The sequence below is a fragment of the Frankia sp. Mgl5 genome (assembly GCF_023242985.1).
Taxonomy (GTDB): domain Bacteria; phylum Actinomycetota; class Actinomycetes; order Frankiales; family Frankiaceae; genus Parafrankia; species Parafrankia soli.
In genome coordinates, this window is the sequence record NZ_JALKFY010000615.1 from 30,631 (window position 1) to 55,993 (window position 25,363).

The 25,363-nt window shown below is 69.5% G+C and carries 22 protein-coding genes and 1 tRNA gene; 12 read left to right on the plus strand and 11 right to left on the minus strand.

All coding sequences use genetic code 11. From position 1 onward, the window contains the following. Positions 1-44 precede the first annotated feature (44 nt). Together MXD62_RS14690 and MXD62_RS14695 are read left to right on the plus strand one after the other, a co-directional pair. The gene (locus MXD62_RS14690) at positions 45-1,604 is read left to right on the plus strand and encodes an ABC transporter substrate-binding protein (protein ID WP_248829820.1); all 1,560 of its coding nucleotides are present in this window, start codon (positions 45-47) and stop codon (positions 1,602-1,604) included. A gap of 176 nt (positions 1,605-1,780) precedes the next feature. Further along, positions 1,781-2,596 (plus strand): methyltransferase, encoded by an 816-nt coding sequence (locus MXD62_RS14695; RefSeq protein WP_248829821.1) that lies wholly within the window; start codon positions 1,781-1,783, stop codon positions 2,594-2,596. 162 nt (positions 2,597-2,758) lie between these two features. On the opposite strand, the gene MXD62_RS14700 is transcribed toward MXD62_RS14695, so the two are convergent. Beyond that, positions 2,759-3,511 carry an ABC transporter permease gene (locus tag MXD62_RS14700; protein WP_248829822.1) on the minus strand — a complete coding sequence of 251 codons (753 nt, stop codon included), beginning with the start codon at positions 3,509-3,511 and terminating at the stop codon, positions 2,759-2,761. Beyond that, on the minus strand, positions 3,508-4,464 hold the full coding sequence (locus MXD62_RS14705) for an ABC transporter ATP-binding protein (RefSeq protein ID WP_248829823.1): 957 nt from the start codon (positions 4,462-4,464) through the stop codon (positions 3,508-3,510). Before MXD62_RS14705 ends, MXD62_RS14700 begins: the two co-directional genes overlap by 4 nt. A 108-nt stretch (positions 4,465-4,572) precedes the next feature. Between MXD62_RS14705 and MXD62_RS14710 the strand changes: the two genes are divergently transcribed. Together MXD62_RS14710 and MXD62_RS14715 are read left to right on the plus strand one after the other, a co-directional pair. Continuing rightward, positions 4,573-5,859 (plus strand): sensor histidine kinase, encoded by a 1,287-nt coding sequence (locus MXD62_RS14710; RefSeq protein ID WP_248829824.1) that lies wholly within the window; start codon positions 4,573-4,575, stop codon positions 5,857-5,859. A 74-nt stretch (positions 5,860-5,933) separates the two neighbouring features. Further along, positions 5,934-6,590, plus strand: a complete 657-nt coding sequence (locus MXD62_RS14715) for a response regulator (protein ID WP_368862405.1) — start codon at positions 5,934-5,936, stop codon at positions 6,588-6,590. A gap of 290 nt (positions 6,591-6,880) precedes the next feature. Here MXD62_RS14715 and MXD62_RS14720 read toward each other — a convergent pair whose 3' ends face one another. After that, positions 6,881-7,444 (minus strand): RICIN domain-containing protein, encoded by a 564-nt coding sequence (locus MXD62_RS14720; RefSeq protein WP_248829826.1) that lies wholly within the window; start codon positions 7,442-7,444, stop codon positions 6,881-6,883. A gap of 114 nt (positions 7,445-7,558) precedes the next feature. On the opposite strand from MXD62_RS14720, the gene MXD62_RS14725 reads away from it, so the two are divergent. Continuing rightward, positions 7,559-7,900, plus strand: a complete 342-nt coding sequence (locus MXD62_RS14725; RefSeq protein WP_248829827.1) for a hypothetical protein — start codon at positions 7,559-7,561, stop codon at positions 7,898-7,900. A gap of 498 nt (positions 7,901-8,398) precedes the next feature. On the opposite strand, the gene MXD62_RS14730 is transcribed toward MXD62_RS14725, so the two are convergent. Together MXD62_RS14730 and MXD62_RS14735 are read right to left on the minus strand one after the other, a co-directional pair. Further along, positions 8,399-8,998, minus strand: coding sequence for a hypothetical protein (locus tag MXD62_RS14730; protein WP_248829828.1), 600 nt, complete (start codon positions 8,996-8,998; stop codon positions 8,399-8,401). A 639-nt stretch (positions 8,999-9,637) separates the two neighbouring features. Next, positions 9,638-10,114 carry a DUF4362 domain-containing protein gene (locus MXD62_RS14735; protein WP_248829829.1) on the minus strand — a complete coding sequence of 159 codons (477 nt, stop codon included), beginning with the start codon at positions 10,112-10,114 and terminating at the stop codon, positions 9,638-9,640. Positions 10,115-10,647: 533 nt separating this feature from the next. On the opposite strand from MXD62_RS14735, the gene MXD62_RS14740 reads away from it, so the two are divergent. Then, entirely contained in the window at positions 10,648-11,214 is a 567-nt protein-coding gene (locus MXD62_RS14740; RefSeq protein WP_285224079.1) for a DUF3592 domain-containing protein, read from the plus strand. Between the two features lie 276 nt (positions 11,215-11,490). Here the strand turns inward: MXD62_RS14740 and MXD62_RS14745 are convergent, their stop codons facing one another. Next, the gene (locus tag MXD62_RS14745; RefSeq protein WP_248829831.1) at positions 11,491-11,862 is read right to left on the minus strand and encodes a hypothetical protein; all 372 of its coding nucleotides are present in this window, start codon (positions 11,860-11,862) and stop codon (positions 11,491-11,493) included. Between the two features lie 322 nt (positions 11,863-12,184). Between MXD62_RS14745 and MXD62_RS14750 the strand changes: the two genes are divergently transcribed. Further along, positions 12,185-12,961, plus strand: a complete 777-nt coding sequence (locus tag MXD62_RS14750) for a transposase (RefSeq protein WP_248829893.1) — start codon at positions 12,185-12,187, stop codon at positions 12,959-12,961. After that, positions 12,930-13,136, plus strand: a complete 207-nt coding sequence (locus tag MXD62_RS40700) for a transposase (protein ID WP_368862402.1) — start codon at positions 12,930-12,932, stop codon at positions 13,134-13,136. The genes MXD62_RS14750 and MXD62_RS40700 overlap by 32 nt, the downstream gene beginning before the upstream one ends. A 352-nt stretch (positions 13,137-13,488) precedes the next feature. On the opposite strand, the gene MXD62_RS14755 is transcribed toward MXD62_RS40700, so the two are convergent. Beyond that, the gene (locus MXD62_RS14755) at positions 13,489-13,821 is read right to left on the minus strand and encodes a hypothetical protein (protein WP_248829832.1); all 333 of its coding nucleotides are present in this window, start codon (positions 13,819-13,821) and stop codon (positions 13,489-13,491) included. Between the two features lie 801 nt (positions 13,822-14,622). Then, entirely contained in the window at positions 14,623-15,507 is an 885-nt protein-coding gene (locus tag MXD62_RS14760; protein WP_251081712.1) for an NmrA/HSCARG family protein, read from the minus strand. 88 nt (positions 15,508-15,595) lie between these two features. Between MXD62_RS14760 and MXD62_RS14765 the strand changes: the two genes are divergently transcribed. Beyond that, complete coding sequence (locus tag MXD62_RS14765) at positions 15,596-16,411, plus strand: helix-turn-helix transcriptional regulator (protein ID WP_248829834.1); 816 nt, start codon at positions 15,596-15,598, stop codon at positions 16,409-16,411. Positions 16,412-16,561: 150 nt separating this feature from the next. Continuing rightward, on the plus strand, positions 16,562-16,687 hold the full coding sequence (locus tag MXD62_RS39210; RefSeq protein WP_285224080.1) for a hypothetical protein: 126 nt from the start codon (positions 16,562-16,564) through the stop codon (positions 16,685-16,687). 79 nt (positions 16,688-16,766) lie between these two features. Here the strand turns inward: MXD62_RS39210 and MXD62_RS14770 are convergent. Further along, positions 16,767-16,839, minus strand: a tRNA-Arg gene (locus MXD62_RS14770). Between the two features lie 143 nt (positions 16,840-16,982). Next, positions 16,983-17,516 carry a metallophosphoesterase gene (locus MXD62_RS14775; RefSeq protein WP_248829835.1) on the minus strand — a complete coding sequence of 178 codons (534 nt, stop codon included), beginning with the start codon at positions 17,514-17,516 and terminating at the stop codon, positions 16,983-16,985. A 146-nt stretch (positions 17,517-17,662) separates the two neighbouring features. On the opposite strand from MXD62_RS14775, the gene MXD62_RS14780 reads away from it, so the two are divergent. Continuing rightward, positions 17,663-19,222, plus strand: coding sequence for an MFS transporter (locus MXD62_RS14780; RefSeq protein WP_248829836.1), 1,560 nt, complete (start codon positions 17,663-17,665; stop codon positions 19,220-19,222). 93 nt (positions 19,223-19,315) lie between these two features. On the opposite strand, the gene MXD62_RS39760 is transcribed toward MXD62_RS14780, so the two are convergent. Next, complete coding sequence (locus tag MXD62_RS39760) at positions 19,316-24,310, minus strand: BTAD domain-containing putative transcriptional regulator (protein ID WP_308301262.1); 4,995 nt, start codon at positions 24,308-24,310, stop codon at positions 19,316-19,318. A gap of 329 nt (positions 24,311-24,639) precedes the next feature. On the opposite strand from MXD62_RS39760, the gene MXD62_RS14800 reads away from it, so the two are divergent. After that, positions 24,640-25,326, plus strand: coding sequence for a hypothetical protein (locus MXD62_RS14800; protein ID WP_248829838.1), 687 nt, complete (start codon positions 24,640-24,642; stop codon positions 25,324-25,326). The last annotated feature ends 37 nt before the right edge of the window (positions 25,327-25,363 follow it).

A 25,363-nucleotide genomic window follows, 5' to 3' on the forward strand; every position in this document is an offset into this window, starting at 1 on the left:
TCCGCCCCTTTTCTTCTGTCTCGAACGTTGACAAGAGGTCCGTTGTGATCCCCAAAGTACGATTACTCGTCACCGCTGCCGTCTGTTGCGCGACGCTCGCCCTGGGCGCCTGCGGGGGAGGTGGCGACACCGCCCCGTCCTCGGGTGCCTCCAGCGAACCGGTCGCCGGTGGCGAGGGAAGAATCCTCACCCTCAGCGACCCGCGCAGCCTCGACCCGGCGGCCCTCGGCAACGCCTACGCGACCACCGGTGTCGTGGGCAACGCGCTGTACGGGACGCTGATGACCGACCCGGGCGGCAAAATACGGTACTCGATGGCCGAGTCGTTCCAGACCACCGACGCCGGGGCGACATTCGAGCTGAAACTGCGGTCGGGTCTGGTGTTCTCCGACGGGACCTCCCTGGACGCCGAAGCCGTGAAGTTCAACTGGGACAGGCTCAAGAACCCGGCGACGGCTGCCGTCTCCCGGTCGGAGGCGTCGATGATCGCCTCATCCGACGTGGTCGACGGCACCACCTTGAAGATCACCATGGCCACGCCGGTGCCGAAGTACGCCCAGGCCGTCCTCACCTCGTCCATGAACTGGATCGCCTCACCGGCGGCTCTGGAGAAGGGGCCGCAGGCCTTCGACGCGAACCCGATCGGCGCGGGACCGTTCACCCTGCGGAGCTGGACACGCCAGGCCGCCATGGAACTGGTCAAGAACCCCCGCTACTGGGACGCCCCCAAGCCCTACCTCGACCGTCTCACCCTCCGCGCGGCCCTCGACAGCAGCCAGCGCTTCAACACGGTGCTCACCGGGGGCGCGGACGCGGCCGTCGAGTCGAGCTGGGTCAACCTCGACAAGGCCGAGCAGGCCGGCCTGCCGACGAACCTCATACCGACCGGCGGCGGCATCTTCATGGCGCTGAACACACGCAGGGCACCCTTCGACGACATCCGCGCCCGCCAGGCCCTCGCCGCGGCAATCGACAGGGACGCACTCAACCAGACCGTCTACAACGGAACCGGCCATCCGGTCGACACCCTGTTCAGTAAGGAATCTCCCTACTACTCGGACACGCCGCTGGCGACAACCGACCGCGCACGGGCGCAACGGCTCCTCGACGAGCTGGCCGCCGACGGCAAACCGCTGTCCTTCGTCTTCTCCAGCGTCCCCACGACGGACGGCAAGGCGATCGCGGAGAACATCCAGGCCCAGCTCAGCAGCTTCAAGAACGTCACCGTCAAGATCAGGACCATCGAGGTCACGGAGCTGGCCGCGCTGCGCACCACCCACGACTTCGACGTGCTCGTCTCGTCGGCCTTCTTCCAGGACCCCGAACCGCGGCTGTGGACGACCTTCCACGGGAGCTCGGCGGCGAACCTGCCCGGCATCAACGACCCGGCACTCAACGAAAGCCTCGCGGCCGCGCGCACCGCGACTTCGGAGCCCGAGCGCGAATCCGCCTACGGGACACTGCAGGAACGACTGGCCGAGCTGACCCCGGTGGTCTTCCTCGCGCAGGCGGCACCCAGTGCCTTCTCGAGCAAGAACGTCGGCGGACTCGTTCAGTACGGCCTCGGCTCACTTCAGCCCGAGGAACTCTGGATCCAGCACTAACAGAGGCTCGCCTCAGCCGACAAGCATGCGCCTGAGGTCCGACTGCGTTCCGAGGCTCCGGCAGGGCGGTGCGACGGGCTTGACGATGAGCTCACCCGTCACACCGCCCTGATCGGTGTCGGTTGGGCCTCTGGGAGTGGATACGGGTGTAGGGCATCAGCCAGTAGGGTCGGGTCGTGACTGATCAGGAGCTGGATTGGCGGGGGCTGAACCGGTCTCACTGGGATGAGCGGGTCCCGATTCACCTGTCCGGCGAGTTTTATGACGTGGCGGGGTTCGTGCGCCATCCCGACGTGCTCCGCGCCTTCGAGGTAACTGAGGTCGGTGACGTATCGGGCAAGCGGTTGGTGCACCTGCAGTGTCATATTGGGTTGGACTCCCTGTCCTGGGCAGCGCGAGGGGCCAGCGTGGTGGGTCTGGACTTCTCTGTCCCAGCAGTCGAGGCAGCGCAGGCGATCGCCGCGGAGGTCAAGGCGGGCGCCCGGTTCGTTGCGGCCGACGTGTACGAGGCGGTGGAGGCACTGGGCGGTGAGACGTTCAATGTCGTCTATACCGGGCTCGGGGCGTTGTGTTGGTTGCCGGACTTGACCCGGTGGGCCCGGGTCGTGGAACGGCTGCTCGCCCCTGGCGGGTTCTTGTACCTCGTCGAGTTCCATCCGTTCGCCCACACCCTGGACGACGCCACGGGTCGGACGGTGGCCTTTGACTATTTTGACGAAGGTCCGCACGTATGGACCGACCCGGGTAGCTATGCCGATCCGGCTGCTGCCACGAGAAAAAACACCACCGTGCAGTATGAGCACCGGCTGGGCAGCGTGATCTCAGCAGTAGCTGGCGCCGGCCTGCGAATTGATTTCTTGCACGAGCATGACATGACGCTGTTCCGGCAGTTCGCTTCGCTGGTCCGTGGATCGGATGGCTTCCGGCTGCGGGAAGGGCTCCCGCGGGTGCCGCTCATGTACTCGCTTCGGGCCGCCAAACCGTGCCAGTAGGTCGTGTCGTAAGACGACGCAGCCTTCTGCCCGCCTGGTCGAGATGCCAGCCGTGGGCAGAGGCTGTCGGTCGGCGGTGCAGGTGCGGGACCGACGTGCGGACTTTGGCCGGGCAACCGGTGGGCAGGGTCAGGACAAGGCTGGCGTCGTCCGCTCCGGTGGTCACGTATCACGGCTGCGCAGCGCATGCCAGCCGCCGAAGACCGCAGCTGCCGTCCAGAAAGTCATGATTATCAGGCCCAGCCACGGGTTGTAGAAGACGTCGGGGTCCGACTGGAGGTTCATGATCGCGTACTGTCCGGCCCGGTCGGGTAGGAACTGGGTGATTTTCCAGAGGCTGGGAACCTCCATGCTCAACGGGGACAGCAGGAACAGGAACGGCAGGAACAGGCCCAACGTCGCGGCCAGGGAACGGGTCATCGCGGTGAGGCCCATGCACAGTAGGGTCAACAGCGGAAAGTAGAGGATCAGAGAAATCACGCCGCGCACCGCTCCGGGATCGCCGAGGGATACCCCGTGCTCGTCCAGCAGACCCTGGGTCAGGAAGAACGTCAGCGGTGCGGCGGGGAGAGCAACGGCCAGTGACAGGCCCGCAGTGGTCAGGAGCTTGCCCAGGTAGAAGCGGGTTCGCTGGGGAACGGCGGTGAGCGAGGTGCTAATGGTGCCCTTCTCGTACTCGCCCCCGAGGGACAGCATGGCGAAGAAAGCCAGCGCGATCTGGGCGAAGTTCAAGCTCCAGAAACCCACCGCCAGCGGATCGTAGTCCGCTTCGGCGGCCTCTGCGTCGCCGTAGGCCCCGCACGCGAGGGCACCGAAGCCGACGAGCATGACGGCGGCCAGTGCCAGCGACCAGACGAGGGATCGGAGGGACCTGATTTTGGTCCATTCCGAGTACAGCACCGGTTGCAAGGTCATGTCAGAGCGCCCTCCCGTCCGGCGGCGGCGAACTCGGTGGAGTGCGCGGTCATGCGCAGGAACGCCTCCTCCAGGGAGTCGCTGTGCAGCGCAAGCTCCTGAAGCGGCACGCCTTCGCGTGCGGCGACCGCGCCGATCTGGTCCGGCTGGGCGTCAGGTACCTCCCACGTTCCGCTGTTCGTCGGTGTCAGGGCGAACCCCTCGGCGGCCAGGGCCCTGCCCAGCTGTTCGGGTCTTGGTGTGCGCAGCCGTACCCGACCGCGGCCGTACCGGGCGCTGAACTCGGTCATGCTGACGTCGGCCAGCAGACGGCCCCTGCCGATCACGATCAGATGGTCGGCGGTCACCGCCATCTCGTTCATGAGATGACTGGAGGCCAGGACCACCCGCCCATCCTCGGCGAGCTCCTTGAGCAGGCTTCTGACCCACTGGATGCCTTCGGGGTCGAGGCCGTTGAGCGGCTCGTCCAGGATGACCACCCGAGGATCACCGAGCAGTGCGGCCGCGAGCCCGAGCCGCTGGCGCATCCCCAGGGAGAATCGGCCGATCCGACGTCTGGCCGCGGCGGCCAGGCCCACCCGGTCGAGCATCTCGTTCACCCGTGCGTCCGGGATCCTGTTGCTCCTGGCCAGGACCAGTAGCTGGTCACGAGCCCGCCGCCCTGGATGCACGGCGGACGGATCGAGGAGCGCACCGACGTGCCGCAACGGCTCCCGGATCTGCGCGTACGGCTGGCCGCTGATGAGCACCTCGCCGCCCGTCGGCCGGTCGAGCCCGAGCATCATCCGCATGGTGGTCGACTTGCCCGCCCCGTTGGGACCGAGGAAACCGGTCACGCGACCCGGTTCGACCCGAAAGCTGAGCCGGTCCACGGCGAGGGTCGGCCCGTAACGTTTGGTGAGATCCCGGACGTCGATGAGAGCCCGGGGCGGTCGTTCCTTCTTGGCCGTCATGGTCGTAGTAAGCGCCATGGCACGCTACGGGCGGATCCCCCGGCGGTCCTGACGTCGCTCCCTCTCATGGGGGAGGTGCTCGGGGGTGGCAGTGAGCATTATGGAGCAGTGCCGCTCTTTGTCGCTGCCCTGCTCCGGCCCGCTGTCTACACGCGTTGGCTGCATCTGGCCATGGGCGGGGTCTTCGCTGGCGCCTGTGTCATGGTGGTACCCGGTTTCGATGAATCCCTGCCACGCACCCTGCTTTTCTGCCTGATCTCCCCATTGCCGTTGCTGGCGCTCGCCGCGATCGCGCCCGGGACCCGCCACGCGGAGGGTGTCCAGGCGCGATGGCTCCTGAAACCGCGGGATGGCGCCGAGATCAGCCTCGCGCCCTCGCGTTCATTGAATGACCGGCGGCGGACCGGGCTTTGGCTGGTCTTCCGCGTCTGGCTCGGAGTTGCCGTCCTGGCACTGACGGCCAACGGGTTCACCCTCACCGTCCAGATCGGTTTTGCCCCTTTTCGGCAGGGGCCACTGCAGGTCGCCGGAATCCAGGTACTGGACAGCGATCGCCTTCTCCTGGGGCCACTCCTGGCGCCGCCCCTGATCCTTGCCCTGATGTGGACGATCGTCGCGGCTGGCGCGCTTCAGGTGCGAGCGGCCCGGGCCCTCCTCGGCCCGTCTCCGGCCGAGCGGCTGGCGGAGGTCGAGCACCGGGCTGAGCAGCTCCTGGAACGCAACCGACTCGCCGCGGAGCTGCACGACTCCATCGGCCATGCACTCACCCTGACCATCCTGCAGGCAGGCGCGGCAAGAGAGCTCGTGGCCACCGACCCCGCGTTTGTCCACCGTGCCCTGACAGTCATCGAGGAGACCGGGCGGCGCGCCATGGACGATCTCGAACGGACCCTGGGGCTCCTCCGCGACGCCCCGGTGGGACCGCGGGCCCGTCCCACGCTGGCCGAGCTCGACACCCTGCTGGACAGCGCACGGACCGCAGGAACCCCGATCCTCGCCGACGTCAGTCCACGGACCGACGACATCCCCGGGGTCGTGTCGCGGGAGGCCTACCGGATCCTGCAGGAGGCGGTGACCAACGCACTGCGGCATGCGCCGGGCCGCACGGTGGCGATCGACGTCGCTGTGGACGACGCCTGCCTGGAGCTGCGTGTCGTCAACCCGCTGCCCGCCAGGTCCGCCAGCCCACCGCGGCAGGACGGCAAAGGCCTGCGAGGAGCGAGGGAACGTGCCGTCCTCCTCGGCGGCGAGTTCAGCGCGAAGCCCCAGGACGACCACTGGATCGTCGAAGCCCGGCTTCCCCTCGGCATGGGATTCGGTGTTCAGGCCGTGCGTCGCGACCTGGTCGGTTCCAGTTACGACAGCGGCACCGTCACAGCGGACGGTCGGTCGTGACAGCGGACGGCCGCTGGGAGGATCCCGGTTGTGTCCGCGACACCCCGAACATGAAACGCGCCCAGGCTGGCCCGGTGCCGGTTTCAGTCCTCCTCGTCGACGACGAAGAACTGGTGCGTGTGGGGCTGCGGGTCATCCTGGAGTCAGGTGGCGAGATCGACGTTGTCGGAGAGGCCTCTGACGGCTCACAGGTCGTGCCACTGATCCGGAAGAATACCCCGGACGTCGTAATCATGGACATCCGGATGCCGAAGGTCGACGGGCTGGCGGCCATCCGGGAAATCCTCGCAGACGTTGCCGAGCCCCCGAAGATCCTCGTGCTCACCACCTTCGAGCTGGACGACTACGTCTACGAAGCGCTCCGCAGCGGGGCCAACGGGTTCCTGCTCAAACGAGCCCGGCCCGCGGAGATCGTTCAGGCCGTCCGCACGATTGTCTCCAGTGAGAGCCTGCTGTTTCCCGAAGCGATCCGGTACATGGCAGGCAAGCGACCGAACCGGGAGGCCCACGAGACGATGCGACGGGCCGTGCTCACTGACCGGGAGGCCGACGTACTCCGGCTGATCAGCGAGGGACTGTCCAACAACGAGATCGCCAACCGGCTGTACCTCGGTGCCCAGACCGTCAAGACCCACGTGAGCAGCGTGCTGGCCAAGCTCGGCGCACGTGACCGCACCCAGGCGGTCATCATCGCCTACGAGTCCGGCTTCGTGGAGGCCGGCAAGCCCTAGCGCGGCCGCCGCCAGCTACGGACGGTGATAGCGAAGAGAAGGGCGGTCCGATTGAGAGGACATCGTCTCCAACTGCAGTACAGGCGGTCTGGAAAGACCAGAGCCCCGCGCCGTGTGATCGGTTGCGGGGCTCCGACCTGTCTCAACCAGGCGTGCGCTCGGCACCGCACATCAGGCATCTCCAACCGCTGTGGCCGCGGTCGCTACGCACCGTGCCTACGTTCACGCTGCCTGTCGTTGCGTTATGGTGGGTTCGGTGACGACTGAGAGGGCAGAAGCCCTTCCTGTTCTCATATTCTCCCCACGATCGGCATCCTGAATCCGTACTCTCGTGGTGGCACCGTGAAAACCCACCGCTGGTCCGGATGCAGATGGCAGTCCCACAAGACTAGATCCGTACCATTGATGGTGCTGCCGCGGTTCGCCAGCCCCACACACCTGCGGGACGGATAGTTGCGAATCATGTAGGTGTTCTCGCCGAGAGGATAGAATTCCCACTGCTGGTCGGGGTCTCCGCTGCAGCGCTCCAGGACCAGCAGGGTGCCGTTGGTTGCGCTACCCTCGACCCCCAGCCCCATGCATTTGTCTCCTGCGGATGTGCTGATTACCAGACCAGTGGTATCGGCGCCGTGCCAGAGCTGGTCGAGATGGTAATGGCAGTCCCACAGGACGAGGTGAGTGCCCTCGGCGGTACTGCCCCGGTCGGCCAGTCCTACGCATTTCGCGTCGGCCGCGGAGCTATGTATCGCAGTGGAGTTCGCGCCTTCGGCGTATGCCGCAGACGGTGCGCCGAGTGCGGCCAGAACGAGCGTGAAGAGCAGGGAGAGCAGTGTTTTGATCCGGTGAGTGGTCACAAAAAACTCCAGTAAAGGTGGGTGACTCCACGATGATTGCCGAGTGCCGTGCCTTCAGCTGCGACCAGAAGTATCCGGATGGTGGTTGCAAGTGGGTTGTACAGCGGTAGCGGCATGGTTGCGGAGGTCCACAAGGTCGTGCGACTGGAGCTGGACACGGTGTACGTGATGGTGCCCCTGGAGGCAACCTATCGAGGACCCGACGAGGGCACGGCATGGGCGGAACTGGGATTCAAGTTCGTCGGTTCTAAGGGCAACATTTTCTACCTCAACGTCGACGACAACTGCGGGGCGCTCCCGCAACCGCTCATCGACGCCGGGAATGTGTACGCCGGTGCCTCGGTCCAGGGGAACGTATGCAAGTCAGTGCCGTCGGACCAGGTCGCGGGCGGCACGTGGATCGTGTTCACGGTCGACGATCCCGACGACTCGGAGACGTTCTTCAGGGTTTCCTGATACCTGCGGATTGCCTTTCGGGTGCCGCTGACGCGGACGGGCCGGGCAGTGGTCACGGGCCCGGCTACGGGTGGCGGCCGGTGGGCTCGCGAACCATCGCAATCCCGCGTCCGTGGACATCCATACTGTCCGCTGACCTGGTGCGCTCCGTCCATCGTCGTCCGTGGAGGTCCACGCTGGACCGCGCGCTCGGCTGTCACCCTGGTGGCCGCTGACACGTCTCGACCTGACGTGCACACGGCCATGACGACCCGCACGGCCCCGGTCGCTGTCCCCGGAACGGCGACCAGGCCGCACCTCTGCTGTGCCGACCAGACCGGCCCGCCCCGGCTCACACCGTCCTGGAACCGGCCGAGGAACCCGGCCCACGGGAACGGTCCTCGTCAAAGGACCTGATACGCCGGTTCCCCGGAAAAATTCGATCTCCGGGCAGGCCGCACAACCCGAGATCATGCGAAAATGTAATCGTTTAGCGGACCTGCCGGTCGGTGGCATGGGCTACGCCGCGTTGGGCACCTCGGTAAACTCGACCATCACACTCGTGGGCACGAAGTCAGTGTCGCCCAGGTACTCAATGAAAATAGCGGCTGGGCGGGGTGAGGTGAACGGAGCGGTGCCCGACCACGACGGGTCGATGGTGAGTGTCGCACGCCCGTTCGCGTCGAGGGTCGCCTCGAACGAGGGAAGACCGAAGTTCTCCCGGTTGCGCACCTTGCCGGTCGGAGTTCCAGAGGTACCGGGAACGGCCTTCACCTGGACATCGACGGTGTACGGCTCGGCGAAGACGACGGTCGAACCGGGGATCGACGCGATGATCTGCGCATTCGGTATGTTCGCCGCCATCGTGCGCCGGTCCGGCTGGTAGTTCTCGTCGCCACTGTAGTCAAGTGTCAGGGTGTGGTAGCCGGGGGCGAGATTTATGTCGAGGCGCCCCATCGAATACGGATCCATGTCTTTGTGCTCGATGGTCACCTCACCGAGGAGGGTGTTTCCCTCGTACACTTTGATGGTGCCGGTCGGCCAGAGAGTGGAAACGTCGCCTACAACGACCACGCCGACATCGATCCCGCCTGTGCGCACGTTGCCTCTGGCCTGCACGGCCTTCCGCTCGTCGTCCGCGGATGGCGACTGGCTCGGCTGACTCGGAGTCGGCGCCGGCGTGGTCGGCGCCGGAGTCGGTGCCGGGCTGGTAGCGGTCGGCGTCGCACCGCCCGTCGAGTCGGGTGTGGAGGTGGTCGTCGAGGTGGGGGAAGGCGTGGCGGTGGCCGCCGGCCCACCGCCACCCGGGCCGGAAGCTACCGGTTGACACCCCGCGACGAGAAAGCCGCAGGTCACTGTCGCGGCGAGGACGAGTGAAGCGGGTCCGCCGGTACTCCCACGGGTGAGTCGCCGAAAGCCCATGCATACCTCCAGGGTCAGTGGGAGATGCGCGGCGGGCGATCAGTGTGCGGCCCGCATGCCAGGCACATCCCAGGGTGGAAAACGTCTCCAACCAGTACGAGACGCACAGGCTATCGATCGCTCAGTAACTACGAGAAGCGAGGTGGGTCGCATTGTGTCGTCGTAGTCGGATGGAAAAAGTCGTCGGTCCAGTGAGCAGGCGTCCTATCGCCAGACCGTGCGCAGCATGGACGGGATTCTGACCCGGCTACACGCTCCGCCGATATCACGAATGGCGACGGCAAGCAGGACTGGTGACCACAGTCGTCCGAGCGGTCGACGACCTCCTAGACCATGTCAGAGCGGCTCGGGTGTGGTGCATCCGTGGAGATGAGTGACGATGACATCGCCCGTGTGGGGCCGTGTCTCGCTGTTGTCGTCGATCGAGGTGCAGACGTAGCGCGTGCGGTCTGGGGCGCCGACGCCGCGGAAGCGGTCCTGGCTCGTGTCTTCGGTGATCGTGATGGCGCCGCTCGTGTCGCTGCTGAGGGAGTAGACGATCGGGTCGCCCTCGGTGGTGGTCGCGGTGCTCGTCAGCGTCGCGGCCCGACCAGCCGCGACCGCCTCGACGAAACACCGCCGGGCGTCTCCGGCTGCCAGGTTCCTGGGATCGATCCGCTCGCTGCCACAATTCAACGCGTCCATTGCCGTGAACGACTGCTTGCCGGCGACCGGCGGTGCCGGCTGTGGGTTGTCACCACAGGCGGTCAACGTCAGCCAGCCGGTTAGAGCCGCGGCAAGCAGGAAGAATCGGGCGGGATGTGGGGGTGCCATGACGCGTTGGACGCGAGGTCTCCCGATCTGGTTCCCGTCACCGCCCCCAGGTACGACCGGTAGACAGTTCCGCTGATAGACGTGCTGTCCGCTCCGGCGTGGCCCGGCGTCGACCTGAGCGAGATCCGCGTGCTGTTGAGGAACCGCGCGTCCCGGCCATACCGGGCCCATGACAGCTCGTTCGGAGATGTCCCCTCCGTCTGCGATGCGAACGGCGTGCAGAACACCGCGGTTGGCTTCGCGGCGGCAGGACGGCCGACCTGCGTCAGTGGACGCCACTGCCCGCCCGGTCCGCTCTCTGCTTCCCTGGATGATCCCCTTCCCGGGGTGTTCCTGTCCTCGCCCGCCGCCCAAGGCACAGCATGGGTAGCCTGCGCGCTCCGCGCTGAGCCGGGCTCCGATGGAGCGCCTGCTGGCGCGGGACTTCGACGACCATGACGCCTTCCTCCCGGATGGAACGTCTCTGCGGCGCACGTCCTGCGCGTCGCGGCCCTGTCTGCCTAGCATGAGGTGAGGCAGGTGGCGGAGGCGTGATGAGCAGGGCTGGGCGGCGCCGGGCTGCCTACAGGGCGCGGGACTTTCGCCGGAATCTGTTTCGCGGGGTCCTGCTCCTACTGCTGGGTATGGCTCTGACAACGGGCTTCGCGGCATGCTGGTGGTCCACGGCCTCCACTCCGGCGGGCTGGCGTCGCGCGACCGGCACCGTGATGTCAGTGGAGTACGGCGCGAGAGGCGCCGTGCATGTCACCGTGCGTTTCAGCGACGGCCACGCGCAGTTCCTTTTCCGTCAGGACAGCCCGATGTGGAGCCGGGAGGCCCCAACAGATCCGAAGATCGGTGAACAGATTCCCATCATTTACGACACCGGTCGTCCGGCCGATGCTCGGGTGGCGGGCTGGGGCAACGCGGCGGCCGAATTCTTCGGACTACCTTCTCCCATCGTGGCCTGCTACGGCGTCGTCCGCATCGTCTTCGCCCTGTACGATCGCGCCCGGCGCCATTCCCCACCGGATCAGCAAGCACCCCGCGTCACACCGAGGCCCAAAGGCACGCAAACCTCGGCGGGGTCAAATAGTCGTAGCGACGCCTCGATAGAATGATCGTCTTGGCGTCGAGGACTGGATGGGCCGGCGGGAGTGTTTGAGGTCGAGGAACGCGAACTCATTTCCCGGCAGCTGAGCAAAGATCTTTCCGCGCGGTTAATCGCGAAGGCACTCGGCCGGCGACACGCTGAAACGCACCCACGACTACGGCCGCCGACAGTCTCGACGTGGATCGCTAGATCATCGATGTACGTACACCACGTCAGTGGACGCCACTAACTGCAGTACAGCCGCCCACCTGCCAGCGGTCACGGACTGTTCCGTATGCGCTGGTCAGCGGCTGTCAACATGCACGGTCAGACGGCGCCGTGGTCCAGGGTCAGCCATCGTTCGTCTTCGTATGCCCGTCCGTGGCAGAGCATCGTCGTCCCGGTCGAGCCCGAGCCGGTCAAGGGTGTCGAACCACCGGTCCCGGGCGGAGTCCGGGAGCTGCGTGCCGCACCAGGGGCAGTAGGCGATGGCTATCCAGGAGGAGCCGCCGTCATGAATCCAGATCCCGTACTCCTGAAACTTGGGTGCGAAGCCGACGAGTGCGTCCGGGCAGTCCTCCGGATCGGGATGGCCATCTTCACAGACGAAGGTGACCTGGTCGTGCATGGCGGCGCAGCAGTGCGGCCCGCTCAGCCCGATCGGTGTTCCAGTCATCGCAACCAACCCATGTCTAGGGATCGCAAAGTGGGCGACCCGCGGATTAAGAGATCTGTGAGTGTCGAGTCGGTGCTCCTGGACGAGGACCGCCAGGCTGGGGCCTGTGACTCGACGTGACTCATAAGAGATCCGGCCGCGTTCGCGTGCCCTCCCGATGACCCGTCCGTCGCTGTCACGGGCACCGGCCTGGTCCACCTGCTGGCCTGATCAGAAGCCTGTCCGCCGTGGGCGTGACTCCTCACAGATGTGCCGTCGGTGACTCCCATCCAGGCCGGTGTCGTTGGTGACCGCACTCGGGAAGGGAGCACGACCAGTGCCCATGCTGGCAGAGATCGTCGACGCCGTGGTGGGTGTCGACACGCACCGGGACAGTCATCAGGCCGAGATCGCACTCCCGAGTGGTGTGGCGATCGCGACCTGCTCGGTGCGCAACGACAGCGCGGGTTTCACCGAGCTGCTCGCCTGGATCGGTGAACACGCCCCGGGTCCGAGGGCGGCAGTCTCGATAGAGGGCACGCGCAGCTATGGCGTCGGTCTAGCCCGCGCGATCACGGCGGCGGGGCTGCCTGTCATCGAGTGCGAGCAGCCGGCTCGGACATCCCGCCGGGGTCGAGGAAAGACCGATCAGATCGACGCTCACCTCGCGGTTCTGGCCGCGCTGCGCCTGGATGCCGACCGCCTCCCGCAACCCCGCGCGGACGGGGATCGGGAGGCGTTGCGGATCCTGCTCGGGACCCGTCGGGAGCTGACCGCTGCCAGCACCGCCCAGGCCAACCGGCTCCGCGCGCTCCTGCTCGACGGAGACGACGCGGACCGCGCCATCGCCCGCGGCCCGCTCGGCGACACCGTCCTGTCCTCACTCGTGCGTCGTCGCCCACCCCGCGATGCCGCCCGCCACGTGATGGTGCGCCATCGCGAGATCCGCCGCCTCGCCGAGGCGCTGCGTGCCGCCGCTCGCGCGTTGAAGACCAACGCCGCCGACCTCGCCGAGATCGTCCGTGACCCTTGTCCCTGGTCTACTCGACCGGTTCGGTGTCGGCCCGGTCAGCGCCGCGCAGGTGGTCGTGAGCTACTCCCACCCCGGCCGCTGCCGTAACGACGCGGCCTTCGCCGCCCTCGCTGGCACAAGCCCCCTTGAAGCCAGCAGCGGCCGAACGATCCGTCACCGGCTCAACCGAGGGGGCGATCGTGCGCTCAACCGCGCCATCCACACGATCACCGTCATCCGGATGCGGTCCTGTCCCACCACGAAGGCCTACGTCACCCGCTGAAGCGCCGAGGGTAAGAACCGCGCCGAGATCCGCCGCTGCCTCAAACGCTACATCGCCCGCGCGCTCTTCCGAACACTCACCGCAACCATGACCGGCACCGCCGACCACGAGTAACCCGCCAACCCATGACCCAGGAACACAGCGATGCCACTTGACGAAACATAGAAGCGTCATCGGTGGTTCGTCCGCCGACGCCGCTCACGGGCTCGACCTCGTCCGCCGAGTCCGTGACCGTCCGCCGCTGTTCGCGGGCTTGGCTGCCACTCTGGCTGCCGTGCACTGCGGCCTGCTCTCCGTGGCGAATGGCGGAAGTGCACCAAACAAGGACGCTCGGGTGCCTTGGCGACATCGGCTACGGCAGCAATGTCTCCGCCTGGGGGTCATAGCAGACCAGACGCATCGATGCCGCGAGTTCGGCTGCGTAGGCGGACACCTCATCGGCCATGCTCCACACGACGCAAAGGTAGAGGAACGGCCCAGAGGGGCCGGGCGTGACCGACCACGGAGCGGTGTAGTCATCCGGCCACCGGCGCGCCAGAGCCTCGCAGTAGGCGGCGATGCGGTCCGTCGCGGGCGTTTCCGGCTCCTCGTCGTCGTAGCGACGGAGTATCTCCTCGAAGGCAGACCCAGCGGCCAGGTCGTCTGCTGGTCGCTCGCCTTCCCAGATCGCAAGGTCGAAACTCACGGGGGCAGTCTGCCACCTGGGTGCGACAGGTCGGATCAAGGGTGGCGTTGCCCTCTGTGAGTATCTGATCCGTAGCCCTCGGCGCGCCGTCCACCAACGGCTACTGACGTCCGTAAGTCCAGGTCTCGGGCCCGGCGATGTCCACCGACGTCCACGGGCGTCCGTCCCGGCTGCAGTACAACTGCAGTACGGCGACCCGGCCGGCTGTAGTTACAGAGCGTTCGTCCGCCCCCTACCTGTCGCGGCTTGATGGGCCATCATCGCGGTTATGTCCCGCGTGCGACGATCACCTGGCAGCCGGACCGCCCTCGACGTTCTCCGCGGGTTGTTGAGACCAACTGATCCGGATGCCGTCACCAAGGTCGTGGCCGAGATGGACGCGGGTCGACTCATCGGACAGCCCGTGGCCGTCACATGTTTCCTACACGGCGCCGCAGGCGCCTTCCCTCGTCGTTGGCGTTACGGGGTTTTGACTCTCGACGGTCGTACGTTGACGTGGCAACCTTTCCTTTGGCGTCGGAACCGAGTCACACGTTTGCCGTCTCGGCTTGACGTGGAGCAGGTGCGCGAAGTCCGGGGTGCCGAGCGGTTCAAGATCAAGGCTGACTTGTTCAGGATCGTGGTCTGCCAAGCGACGTCAGGCCGTGTGGAGCTTGGCGTACCACTCGTCCGACGCGCGATTCAACGCGACCAGGAAGCATCTCGCAAACGGCGCCCAGGCCGGCGGACCAGACCGGAAAGGGCCGCACCGCCGAAGAATCAGAGACCAACCCGACCGGCACACCCGACTGGCGGCGTGTCCTACGGGCGCCAGGCGGTCGAGCGCAGCCACGCCGCCAGCGTCATGACCTTCGGGTGCAGGGCGCGCAGGGCCGGCAGGTCGGGGCGTTCCATCGCGCCGGAATCGAACCAGGCGAACATCTTCGCGACCTCCTCGTCGAAGGCACGCAGCTGCTCGAGCGGGGTCTGGTGGAAACGCGCCGGAATCCCGGCTGCTTCGCCGAACCGTTCGGCCATTCCCGTGGCGGAGAGGTGGTCGCCTGCGATCACGAGGGTCTGACCGATAAACGTCTCGGGGCGGTCGAACGCCAAGGCCGCAAACTCGCCGATATCGGGGATCGAGATCAGCGGCAGCTGGCTGGTCGGGCGCAGGGCCAGGGCGACGGTCAGCCCGCCGTCGGCCAGGACGGGTCGGGTGACGGTCGTGAAGTTCTCCATGAAGAACACCGGCCGAAGCACGGTGGCCGGCAGGCCAAGACCCTGGATATGCGCTTCGATGCGCCCCTTGCTCTCCAGGTGGGGAATGCCGGTGTTCTGGCCGGCGCCGGCGACCGAGCTGTACACGAAGTGCGCGACGCCGGCTTCCGCCGCGAGGTCGGCGACGGCCTTTCCGCGCCGTACCTCGGCCTCGACGTCCTCCAAGCTCACGGTGCCCGAGGTCACGCTGGTCAGCATCAGGAAGACACCGCCGACGCCGTCCATGGCCGCACGCATCGATGCCAGGTCGTCCAGATCGCCGGTGACGAGCCGCGCCCCCGCCGCGCGTAGTTCCCGCGCGCCGGGCCGGTCGGGGTCACGTACCAGCGTGTGCACCGTCCGCCCGCGCCCCAGCAGCGCCCGGACCACCGCGCCGCCCTGCTGGCCGGTCGCGCCGATGATAAGAACCGATTCTTTGTGATCATCCATGGGGCGTCACGCTAGCCCCGGTCACGACCGACAACCTGGTGGCAATGCTGCTACCCAGGTCTCCTGGACAGTGAGGAAACGAGGATCTATGGACCGCGCCGAACTGGCCAGCTTCCTGCGCGCGCGGCGGGCGAGCCTGCGGCCTGCGGACGTCGGCCTGCCGGACGGCATCGGCCACCGCCGGACACCCGGCCTGCGCCGCGAAGAGGTCGCCGAGCTGGCCGGGCTCTCGATCACCTGGTACACGTGGCTGGAGCAGGGCCGCCCGATCGCGGCCTCCGCACAGGTCGTGGACGCGCTGGCCCGCGCGCTGCGACTCGATACCGACCAGCACAGGCACCTGCGCATCCTGGCCAGCCTGCCCGTGCCGCCGGCACAAACCGTCCCCGATGACGTCGAGCCCCGGGTGCAGCGCCTCGTCGACGCGACCGCGCCGAACCCGTCCGTCATGTTCGACCAGCATTTCGACTTCATCGCCTGGAACGCGCCCTACGTTCGGATTAGGCATGATCCCGCCGCGTTACCGGACGACCGGCGCAATTTGCTGTGGATGATGTTCACCGATGAGGAGAACCGCGCCCGGATGCCGTTCTGGGAAGCGGCCGCGCGCGCCCTGCTGAGTCAGTTCCGCGCGGCCGTGGGGCAGCGCCCGGACGACCCCCGGTTCGTGGAGCTGGTCCGCGCGCTGACCGAGGAAAGTCCCGAATTCGGCCAGTGGTGGAGCGGCTATCCGATCCGCGACTTCAGGCCAGCGACCATTTCGGTCGACCACCCCGCTGCCGGTCGGATCGCCCTGGACGTCTACCAGTTGCGGCCGGTCGAATACCCGGACCTCCTGCTGGTCATGCAGGTTCCGGCAACGCCCGAGGACCTGCGGCGCGCCGCCTCGTTGGCCGGTGCCTGACGAGGATTAGCCGGCCAGGTCATCCAGTGTAGTAGCGGTCCGCGACGTCGAGGACGCCGTCGAGCATCGCCAAGCCGTGGCGCAGGTGTCGTACCTCGCTGATCGTGGCGCGAACATGGGCTGATCTTCCCGAGCACCGTCGGTAACACGATGCTGTCGACGACTATGGATATCTACGTGGACATGATCGACACCGTGCACCGGGATGCCGCGTCCAAGTTCGACGGCTGGTTCCCCACGGAGGATGACGGTACGACCGGCGCTGAGGAAGCCTGACAGGCTCTTGGCTGTCAGAAAGAACAGAGCCCCGCGCCATGTTATCGGCTGCGGGGCTCTGACCTGTCTCAACCAGACGTGCGCTCGGAGGGACTCGAACCCCCAACCTCTTGATCCGTAGTCAAGTGCTCTATCCGTTGAGCTACGAGCGCCTGCCGGTCACTCTCGCGGCCGGCTTCGCCAGCTTACAGCACCCGGAGGGCGGCCTTCGAACCCCCTCCCCTCCAACCGCGCCCCGGGTCGGGGCGCCCAGGGCACGCTCCGCGCGGGGGCGCCTTTCGCCCGGGATGGCCCGTCAGCGTGCTCGGACGGGGGTCGGCTGCGGTAGGCGGTGCAGCTCGACATCGAGCAGTGTCCGGTCCTCGATCGTCGCTGTCAGGTAGGTCGGATGGGGCTGGTGCCGGCGGTCCGTGGGTGAGCCGGGGTTCAGCAGCCGCAGCGGGCGGCCGTCCTGCGGTCGGATCGTCGTCGTGTCCCACGGGATGTGGGAGTGGCCGAAGACGATGACGTCGGCTTCCGGGTAGGCGGCGGCCAGGCGGCGATCCCGGGCGGCGGCGGCCCCGGTCTCGTGGACGATCACGAAGCGCAGGCCGTCCAATGTCACTCGGGCGATCTCGGGCAGGATGGCGCGGATCTCGGGTCCGTCGTTGTTGCCGAAGCACGCGATGAGGCGCCGTGATCGTTCCGTGAGCTGGCGCAGCAGCTCGGGGCCGACCCAGTCGCCCGCGTGGAGGACGGCGTCGGCTTCGTCGACCGCGGCCCACACCCGTGACGGCAGATCGCGGGCCCGCGCCGGGACGTGAGTGTCGGCCAGGACGACGAGACGCATTGGTCCAGTGTCCGTGATTTTCGGTGTTCTGAGCGTGCGCCCGGGGGTAGCGTGCAGCGGCCGGCCGCCTGGCCGGGCGGCGTCGGGGCGAGCGGGCGGGCCGGGGTGGTCGCGAGCTGACGGGCCGATTCCGAGCCGGTAGGCGGATGTCGACTCGGCGGATGGGTGCCGAGCCGGTGGCCGACGGGAGCGGATGGGCGGCGGTCGACATGGCATGGACCGCCGCGCAGTGGCGGCGACTGCGACGGGCTCGTGTGGCCACCATGGTGGTCTTTTTCTTCCTGGCGCTGTTGCTCGCCGCGTGGGCTCCGCGGATCCCACAGGTCAAGGATGCGCTCGCGCTCGGCGACGGCGAGCTCGGGCTCGCGCTGCTCGGCGCGCCGGTCGGTGCGATCGTGACGCTGTGGGGCGCCGGTGTTCTGGTGAGCCGGCTGGGCAGCGTGCCGGTGATCCGGTTCTCGCTGGTCGCGTACGCGACCCTCGGGCTGGTGATCATTGCCGCGACCGGCCCGCTGTCGCTGTTCGCCGCGCTCGCGCTGCTGAGCGGTGCGAGCTGTGCCCTGGACCTCTCCGCCAATGCCCAGGCCGCGGCCGTCGAACACCGCTTCGGACGTCGGATCATGATGATGGTCCATGCCGCCTGGACGGCCGGTGCGCTCGTGGGCGCGGGCCTGGGCGCCGCCGCGGCGGCGATCGAGCTACCGCTGAGCATCCAGTTCTCGGTGCTCGGCGCGCTTACCGTGGCCGGAGCGTTACCTCTCACCGGATGGATGCTTCGCGGGGACGGTAGTCGGGAGTCCGCGTCCACCGGCTTCGTCGTATCCGACGCCGCCGCCGATGCGGTCGATGGCGCCGACGGGGAGGTCGAGACCGGCGACAGCGCGGTCGGAGCCAGGGACGGTGTGGTCGAGGCCGGCGCCGAGACCCACGCGTGGCCGGCCACGTCGATGCTCCCACCGCCCCCGGCAACTGGGCTGTCCCCAGCGTCTGCGGCGCCTGCGCCGCCTCCAGTGCCCGCGGCGAGGCCGGTGACTGCTGTGACTCCGCGGGCGCTGCTGCCCTTCGTCCCGCTCAGCGTGATCGCGTTTGCCAGTTTCCTCGGGGAGGGCGCGGCGGCGGACTGGAGCGCCGTCTATCTGACGGATGTCACCGGGGCGTCGGCCGGCGTCGCCGGGATCGGGTACGTGGCCTTCATGGCCTGCATGCTGGTGGTGCGCCTGGTCGGCGATCGTGCGGTGGAGACCTTCGGGATCCGGCGTGTGGTCCGTCCGCTGGCTCTTACCGCCGCGGTGATGTTCGCCGTCGCACTCGCGTCCGGAGCGACGCGGACGGGAACCGCGCTGGGGATCGTCGGGTTCGCGGTGCTCGGCGCCGGGTTGGCGTGTGTCATCCCGGCGGCCTTCTCCGCCGCGGCCCGCGCCGCGAACCTGGTGGGGCTGCCGGCCGGGGCGGTGATCGCCGTGGTCAGCTCGGTCGGCTACGCGGGATGGCTGACGGGGCCGCCGTTGATCGGAGGCCTGGCCGAACTCGTCGGACTGCGCGGGGCCCTGTGGAGCGTGGTCGCGTTCACCTGCGCGATCGCGCTGTTCGCCGGGACGCTGGCCGGTCCCGCGCGGTCGTCGTGGACCTCCGGGGAACGAGGAGCATCAGCCCCGCCGAGGCGGCCTGTTCCACCGAGACCACAGGACTCGGCGGACATGTCGTGACCGCGGGTCATCCGGCAGGCGCTGCCCGTCCGGTCGGTCCTGCGCGTCCGGCGGTACGCGCCGAGGCCGATTGGCGGCGGCGGGGGATTCCGGTCAGTGGTGGCGGCGGCGAAAGCCCGGCAGGAGTTGCTGGACGAGCGCGTCCGTCTCCGGTTCCGCCGCGCCGCCGCGCCGGGTCGACTGCGCCGACACGGTCCGGTACAGCTCGCCGGCGACGGCTTCGAGGGTCCGGCGGTCACCCCGGGCGGCCACGGTGCGCAGCAGGTCACGCCACAGCGTTTCCGCGGTCGGCGCGGCGCGCAGGCCGGTCCGGCACGCCGCCATCGCGGTGACGGTGTCGCCGGCTTCCAGGGTCAGCATGGCGAGGCGGTGCGCGGCGTCGATGACGGCGGAGCGCATCGTGCTCTCGACGGGTGTCGACCGGGCCCACCCATACCTGCCTTCGGGCAGGCCGGACCACAGCGGCCCGCTGACCAGGTTCAGCGCCGCCCGCAGGTCGGATTCGGGATCGCTCGCATCGTCGGGCCGCGCCGCACGATGGGTGTAGGCGACGAAGAGCTCCCAGTCGCAGCGGACGTCCGTGCTGAGGACCCAGCGCCCGTCCGAGGTGGGCTGCAACCGGGGCCGCCCGCCGGCGTCGACGCCCAGCCAGGTGCGGGCCGCGATGAGCCCGGCCAGCACGCCGGTGCCTGATCCCCCCGGCGACCGCGGATCGGGGACCGAGCCGAGGGGGAGGTCGAGCAGGTCGCTGACGTCCTCGGGGTACGCGCCGTCGCGGTGCAGCGCGAGGAAGACGACGATCTCGGTGAGCAGGTCGATCTGGTTCCGGTCGGGTCGGCCGGGGGCGTCGACCGACGGGGTGCCGAGCACGTGCACCTCGGCTTCGGTGGCGCCGGCCGGGTCCGGGTCCAGGCGAGGAAGGGTCTCGAGCGGGCCGTTCCCGTGGAGGGGCGCCGGCGGGGCGTCGGCCTCCTGGTGCGAAGCCGCCGGATAGCCCTGCTCTGACGAGTGGGGTTCCGGATATGACGGGTGAGAGCCGGGCGGATACGACTCCTGCGAGGACGGCGCCTGCGGGTACGGCTGCGCCGGGTGCGCCGGCGGTTGGGCTTGATACGGTTCGCGCTCGTTGGGCGGGGGTGGCGGGTAGGGCCGGTCCCATCCGACGTCGCCGACGTCGCCGACGTCGCCGCTGGTGGCGCCGGTGGCGGCTGCCGGGACGCCTGGGTGCTCTTGCCATTGCCGCGTGGCGGGTTCGTCCCGGTGCGCGGGCTGCAGCGGGTCGGGGCTGTGCTGCTGTGCCTCGTCGTGCCTGTGCGCCGGCCGGACCAGCAGCGTGCGGGGGACTCGCGGCACGTCCGTCGGCTGTATGGCCGGTCGATCGGATTCGACCAGGTAGGGCGGGGGAGCGTCGGACGGCTGGTGCTGCCCCGCGCGGCCCGGCACGTCCGGCGTGGCGGCCTGCGGCCGGGAGCCCGGCGGCGCGGCGACCGTCGGCGGGGCGGCTGGTGGGACTGGCGGCGGAGTGACCGTCGGCGGGGGGACCTGAGGCGGGCTGCTCGGGGGCAGCCCGGACGGCCCGTCGACCGGCATCCGGATGACGGAGGGCCCGGTCTGCGGGACGGGTAGCCAGGGCACGGCTCCGGGGATCGAACCCGAGCCCCGGGGCGGACGGGTACCCTCCGGGCCGTCCGGGGCCGGAGGACGGTGCTCCTCGGGGTAGGGCGGCGGGTAGTGGCCCGCCGGCGCGGTCGGCTCCGGTGCGTGTCCGTCGGGCCCGTCCGCCGCGTACTCCGCCGCGTACTCCGCCGAGTAGTCGTCCGCGTAGTCCGCCGGATGGCCGGCTGGACGGTCCACCGGGTGGAGGGAACCGCCCGCGATCGGGTAGGGCCCGGTTCGGTAAGGGTCATCGTCCGCAGCCCCGGCTGGCGGGTAGCCGCCCGTGGCCTGGCCGCCCGGGCTGCCGTCCCACTCCTCGCTGCCGTACCGGTCCGTGCCGTCGGGCCAGCTCTCGCTGCCGTACTGGTCCTCGCCGTCGTCCTGGTGTCCGCCGCGGTACTGGTTATCGTCGCCGTGCTGGTCTCCGCCGTTGTACCGGTGCTCGGCGTTGTACCGATGCTCGCTGTCGCCCCGGACCTCGTCGTCCTCCCGGGCCTCGCTGTCGTCCCAGGCGCCGCTTCGCTCGGAGGGCCGGCCGGTGGGGACGGGAGCGTCCGCACCCGTGGTCAGCAGGCGCCGGCTGGCCCAGGACGGGCGCGGAGCCTCCGCCGGGCGCGCGCCGGTCGCGATGCGGAACATCGCCAGAACGGCGGAGTACTCCGCCGCGGCGAGGGTCTGGGCGTTGACCTCGACGCCGAGCACCCCGAGGGACATCCGCGCGTCGGGACCGACCGCGAACCGCCAGCGGGCCGCGGGGCTGTCGCCGACCATGAGCACGCCCACCGTCTCGTCGCGCCCACCGGAGAGCCGGGCCAGCCGTTCGGCGTGCTGCGGCGCGGGTGGCCCGGCCAGCACCAGGAGATCCGGCGCCCACAGCGACTGGATGTGGGCGGCCTGCCGCCCGCGCAGCGCGGCGCCCGGTTCGTTGCCCCATCCGGTGTCCCGCGGCCCGCGCGCCTCGAGCTCGTCGAGGACGTCGGAGAGGCTCGAGGACGTCCGAAGCCGCCCTGGCGCGATCGGGCTGGGGTCGTCCGCGAAGCCCACGAGACAGACCCGCAGGTCGTCGGACCACATGTTGGTGGCAAGTTCCACCGCGACGGAGATGGCCACCTCGCTGGCGACGGCCGGGTCGCCGACGAGGCTGATCATCCCGGGTGCGCCCTCGAGGTCGACGAGGATGCGGCAGCCGGTGGCATCCCGGCCGAGGGTGACCAGCGCAGGGTAGGGCGCCGGGACGTCCGCCGACAGGCTGGCGCTCGCGTCGAAGGGCAGCCCGTCGGGTGCCTCGGGGTTGCGTTCGATCCGCCAGGAGCCCGGGTTGTTGCCCTGCCGCCAGGGGGCGGGGGGCGGCTCCGGCACAGCCGGCGCCATGTGCAGGACGAGCGCGGCGTCGGTGAGGATCGCGGCGTACACCGGCGGCAGGGGACGGCCCCGCGAGGTCAGCCCGGCGGACATCAGCCGCAGGGACCGGTCGACGAAACGGGCCGAGGGCAGGTCGGCGGCGAGCCGCAGGGCGTGTTCGACCTCGGCGGAGAACGGGTCCGCGCCGGCGCCGCCCGGCCGGCGCCTGGTCAGCGCGGTGAGCACGCCCGCCGCGAGCAGGGTCGCGCCGGTGATGCCGCGCCCGCTCCCCAGCCGCCCGGGCCCCATCCCGCCGGGCGTGCCCGTCTCGCCGCCCCACGCGGAACGCTCGCCGGAGTTCCCGGTACCCGGCCCGTAGGGCGACGGTTCCTGGCCCGCCTCCGGCCCGTCGGACCAGCCGCCCGCACCGCTGCGCAGCGGCCCGGTGGATGCCGGCCCGCCACCGATGTCATCGCCTCCCGGGGCACCGTCGGTGCCGCCGCGACCAGCCGCGGAGCCCTGGGCGGCGAAGCGGGCGTGGACCTCCTCGACCCAGGAGGCTTCGCGGTGCGGGACCCGCAGGGTCCGTACCTCCTCGCCCTCGGCGTCCGGGGGAAGCATGAGCACCCATCCCGGGGCGATGAGGGAGGGCTTGGTGAGGGTCTGGCCGTCGGGTTGCGCGCGGCCCTCGTTGAGCGCGAAGATCTCGTGGTAGCGCAGGCTGTTGCCGAGGAGCCGCCGGGCGATCGCCCACAGCGTGTCGTACTGGCGCCCGTCAGGCGGGCGGACCTCGCAGAACTTGACGTCCATGCCGTCCGGGAAGAGGTCCGCCGGGGCCTCTTCGCCGGCGGTCAGCGCCCGTGGCGCGGCTTCCCGTTCATCCCACCGGTAGCCCCCGGAGTGGTCGGTCGCGGGACCGGAGCCTCCCGAGGCGCCGCCCTGGTCCGACCTGTCGCCGGCGGCCGGACCAGCATTGGTGCCGGTGGCCTGACCGGCGGTGCCGCGGGTGGCCGGAACGGCGTTGGCGCCGGCGGTTCGGCCCGGAACGCCTGATGGGGCACCGGCCGGGACGCCCCGGCCCGCCCCGCCACGCGCCTCGGCCCCGCCACCGCCGGTGCCGGCCGGCAGAAGGCCGCCGGCAGCCGAGCGGGTTCCCGGCCTGGTACCGGGCACCGGCGGCGCGGCCCCGCCCGGCCCGGCGGGGATCGGCTGCTGCCCGGTGAGCCCGCGGGCCAGCCGTGAGATCGCGGCCGGATCCGACCGGCGTAGCGGCCCCGTCGGGGCGGCCCGCTCGGTGCGGGTCGCCCGGTCGGTGCGGGACCCGCGTTCGGCCCGGGCCCCAGTGCTCCCGGCACGGGTAGCCGGCTCGGAACCACCGTGTGGCGTGGCTTCATCACTCCCGGCGGCGCCGGTGTCCGCCGGGCCGTTCGCCGGCCGTGTGGACGGTCGACCGCCTCGGCTGCCGGCGCTCGCGCGGCTGCCGGCGGTCGCCCGTCCACCGGTGCCTGCCCGCCCAGCCGCGCTCGCCTGCCCACCTGCGCTCGTCCGCCCGCCGGGGTTCGTGCGCCCGCCGGGGTTCGTCCGGCTGGTGCCGCCGGCCCGGTAGCCACCGCGTGCCGGGCCGCCGGACCCACCGCGAGCCGGGGCATGGGCGGGGTGCCGCGCGCCCGAGCGGCCCGTCGAGCCGTTCCGCGGCGAGGTGAGCCGCAGTGCGTCGTCGACGAGGCGCCGTGCCAGCGCCTGGCTGCCACCGCCGAACGGGATCCGCGGGGCGAGCCCCGTCTGCCGCCGCTCGGCGCGCCATTCGGCGATGACGCACACCATGAAGTGGATCCAGACCAGCCAGGCGGCCAGGACCATCAGGCGCAGCACCTTGCCCGCGCCGAACTCGCCGGTGAACGCGCCCTCGTCGCCGACCGCCGCGGCGACCGGTGTGCCGGTGAGGACGAGCAGGAGAACGGGAACACCCACGCCGAGCCCCAGCAGGAGCGCGGCGCCGGAGCCGCCGCGCCGGCGCTCCCCGTTGCCTGCGGTCGGTCGTGAATTGCCCGCCTGGATCACAATGTGACAGTTCACCACGTCTGGGCTCACTACAGGTCATATTCCGGCCGAGCGGCCGTAGCGTTCACACAAAGGACACGTGGCTTGCTGACTGTAACGAGTCGTCGGAGGCGCCTTCGCCTCCGCGCTTCCCCGCGCCCATAGGCGATGCCGGCTGCCTCCGCGCCCGCGCGCCCTCCCGCGCCTCGCGTCCCGCACTCCCTTGTCTTGCCTGGGATGTCCGACTTGTTATGGTTCGGGGTGATCGTGCATACCTCTGCCAATTGGGGAGTTTGAAGCGCGGGCGTGAGCGTGACGTGTTGGAGTTCCAACACAGATGGCAGTGTTCTGAGGTCACATCCGAGCAGAGGACGACCTGGGTGCAGGGGCATACGAAGGCGCAGCGGTGGAAACCCGATCGCTTCACCATCACGGTGCCGGACAACTGGTTCGCGTTGGACACACAGGCCGCGCGCAGTTCGGTGGCGATCTCCCGGATGGCCGCCGCACGGGTACGAGATCATCCGCGGCTCGCGGGGCAGGGCTCGTCCGTCGCCCGCATCCTTCGCGAGGCCGCCGCGTACGCGGACAGGCGTGGCGCCGTCTACTGCGCGGTCATGATCGAGGAAGTTCGGGGGGCCGGCCTCTCCGCGTGTCTCACGGTGTGCCTGCACTCCGCCCAGGACGAGCCTGACCTCCGGCGATCGTCACGGCACGGACGCGACTTCGGCCGTCCGGGGCGCGACCTGCTGTGGCATGGGCGCGCGGTGCCCTACCTGCCGTCCCGGCGCTGGTGGCGGCGGGTCGGATTCGTCGACCTTCCCGCCGCCGGCCGCGCCGTGCGGACCTGCGCGTTCGAGCAGCAGCGACCGATGGACGGCGGGCCGGCGGCCATCCGCCTCGTGATGCGGACGACGGTGCCCATCCCCGGGCTCGACCGGGTCGCCGTGATCTCCTGCGCGAGCCCGAACACCGGCCTGGCTCCGGCGCTGCACGGCCTGTTCGAGGAGGTGACCGCGACCTTCAGGTTCATCCATGACCCGCAGCTGCCCGAACTCGAACTCTGAGGCCGGCCGTGACCGCCGGCCCGCCGCCACCGTCCGG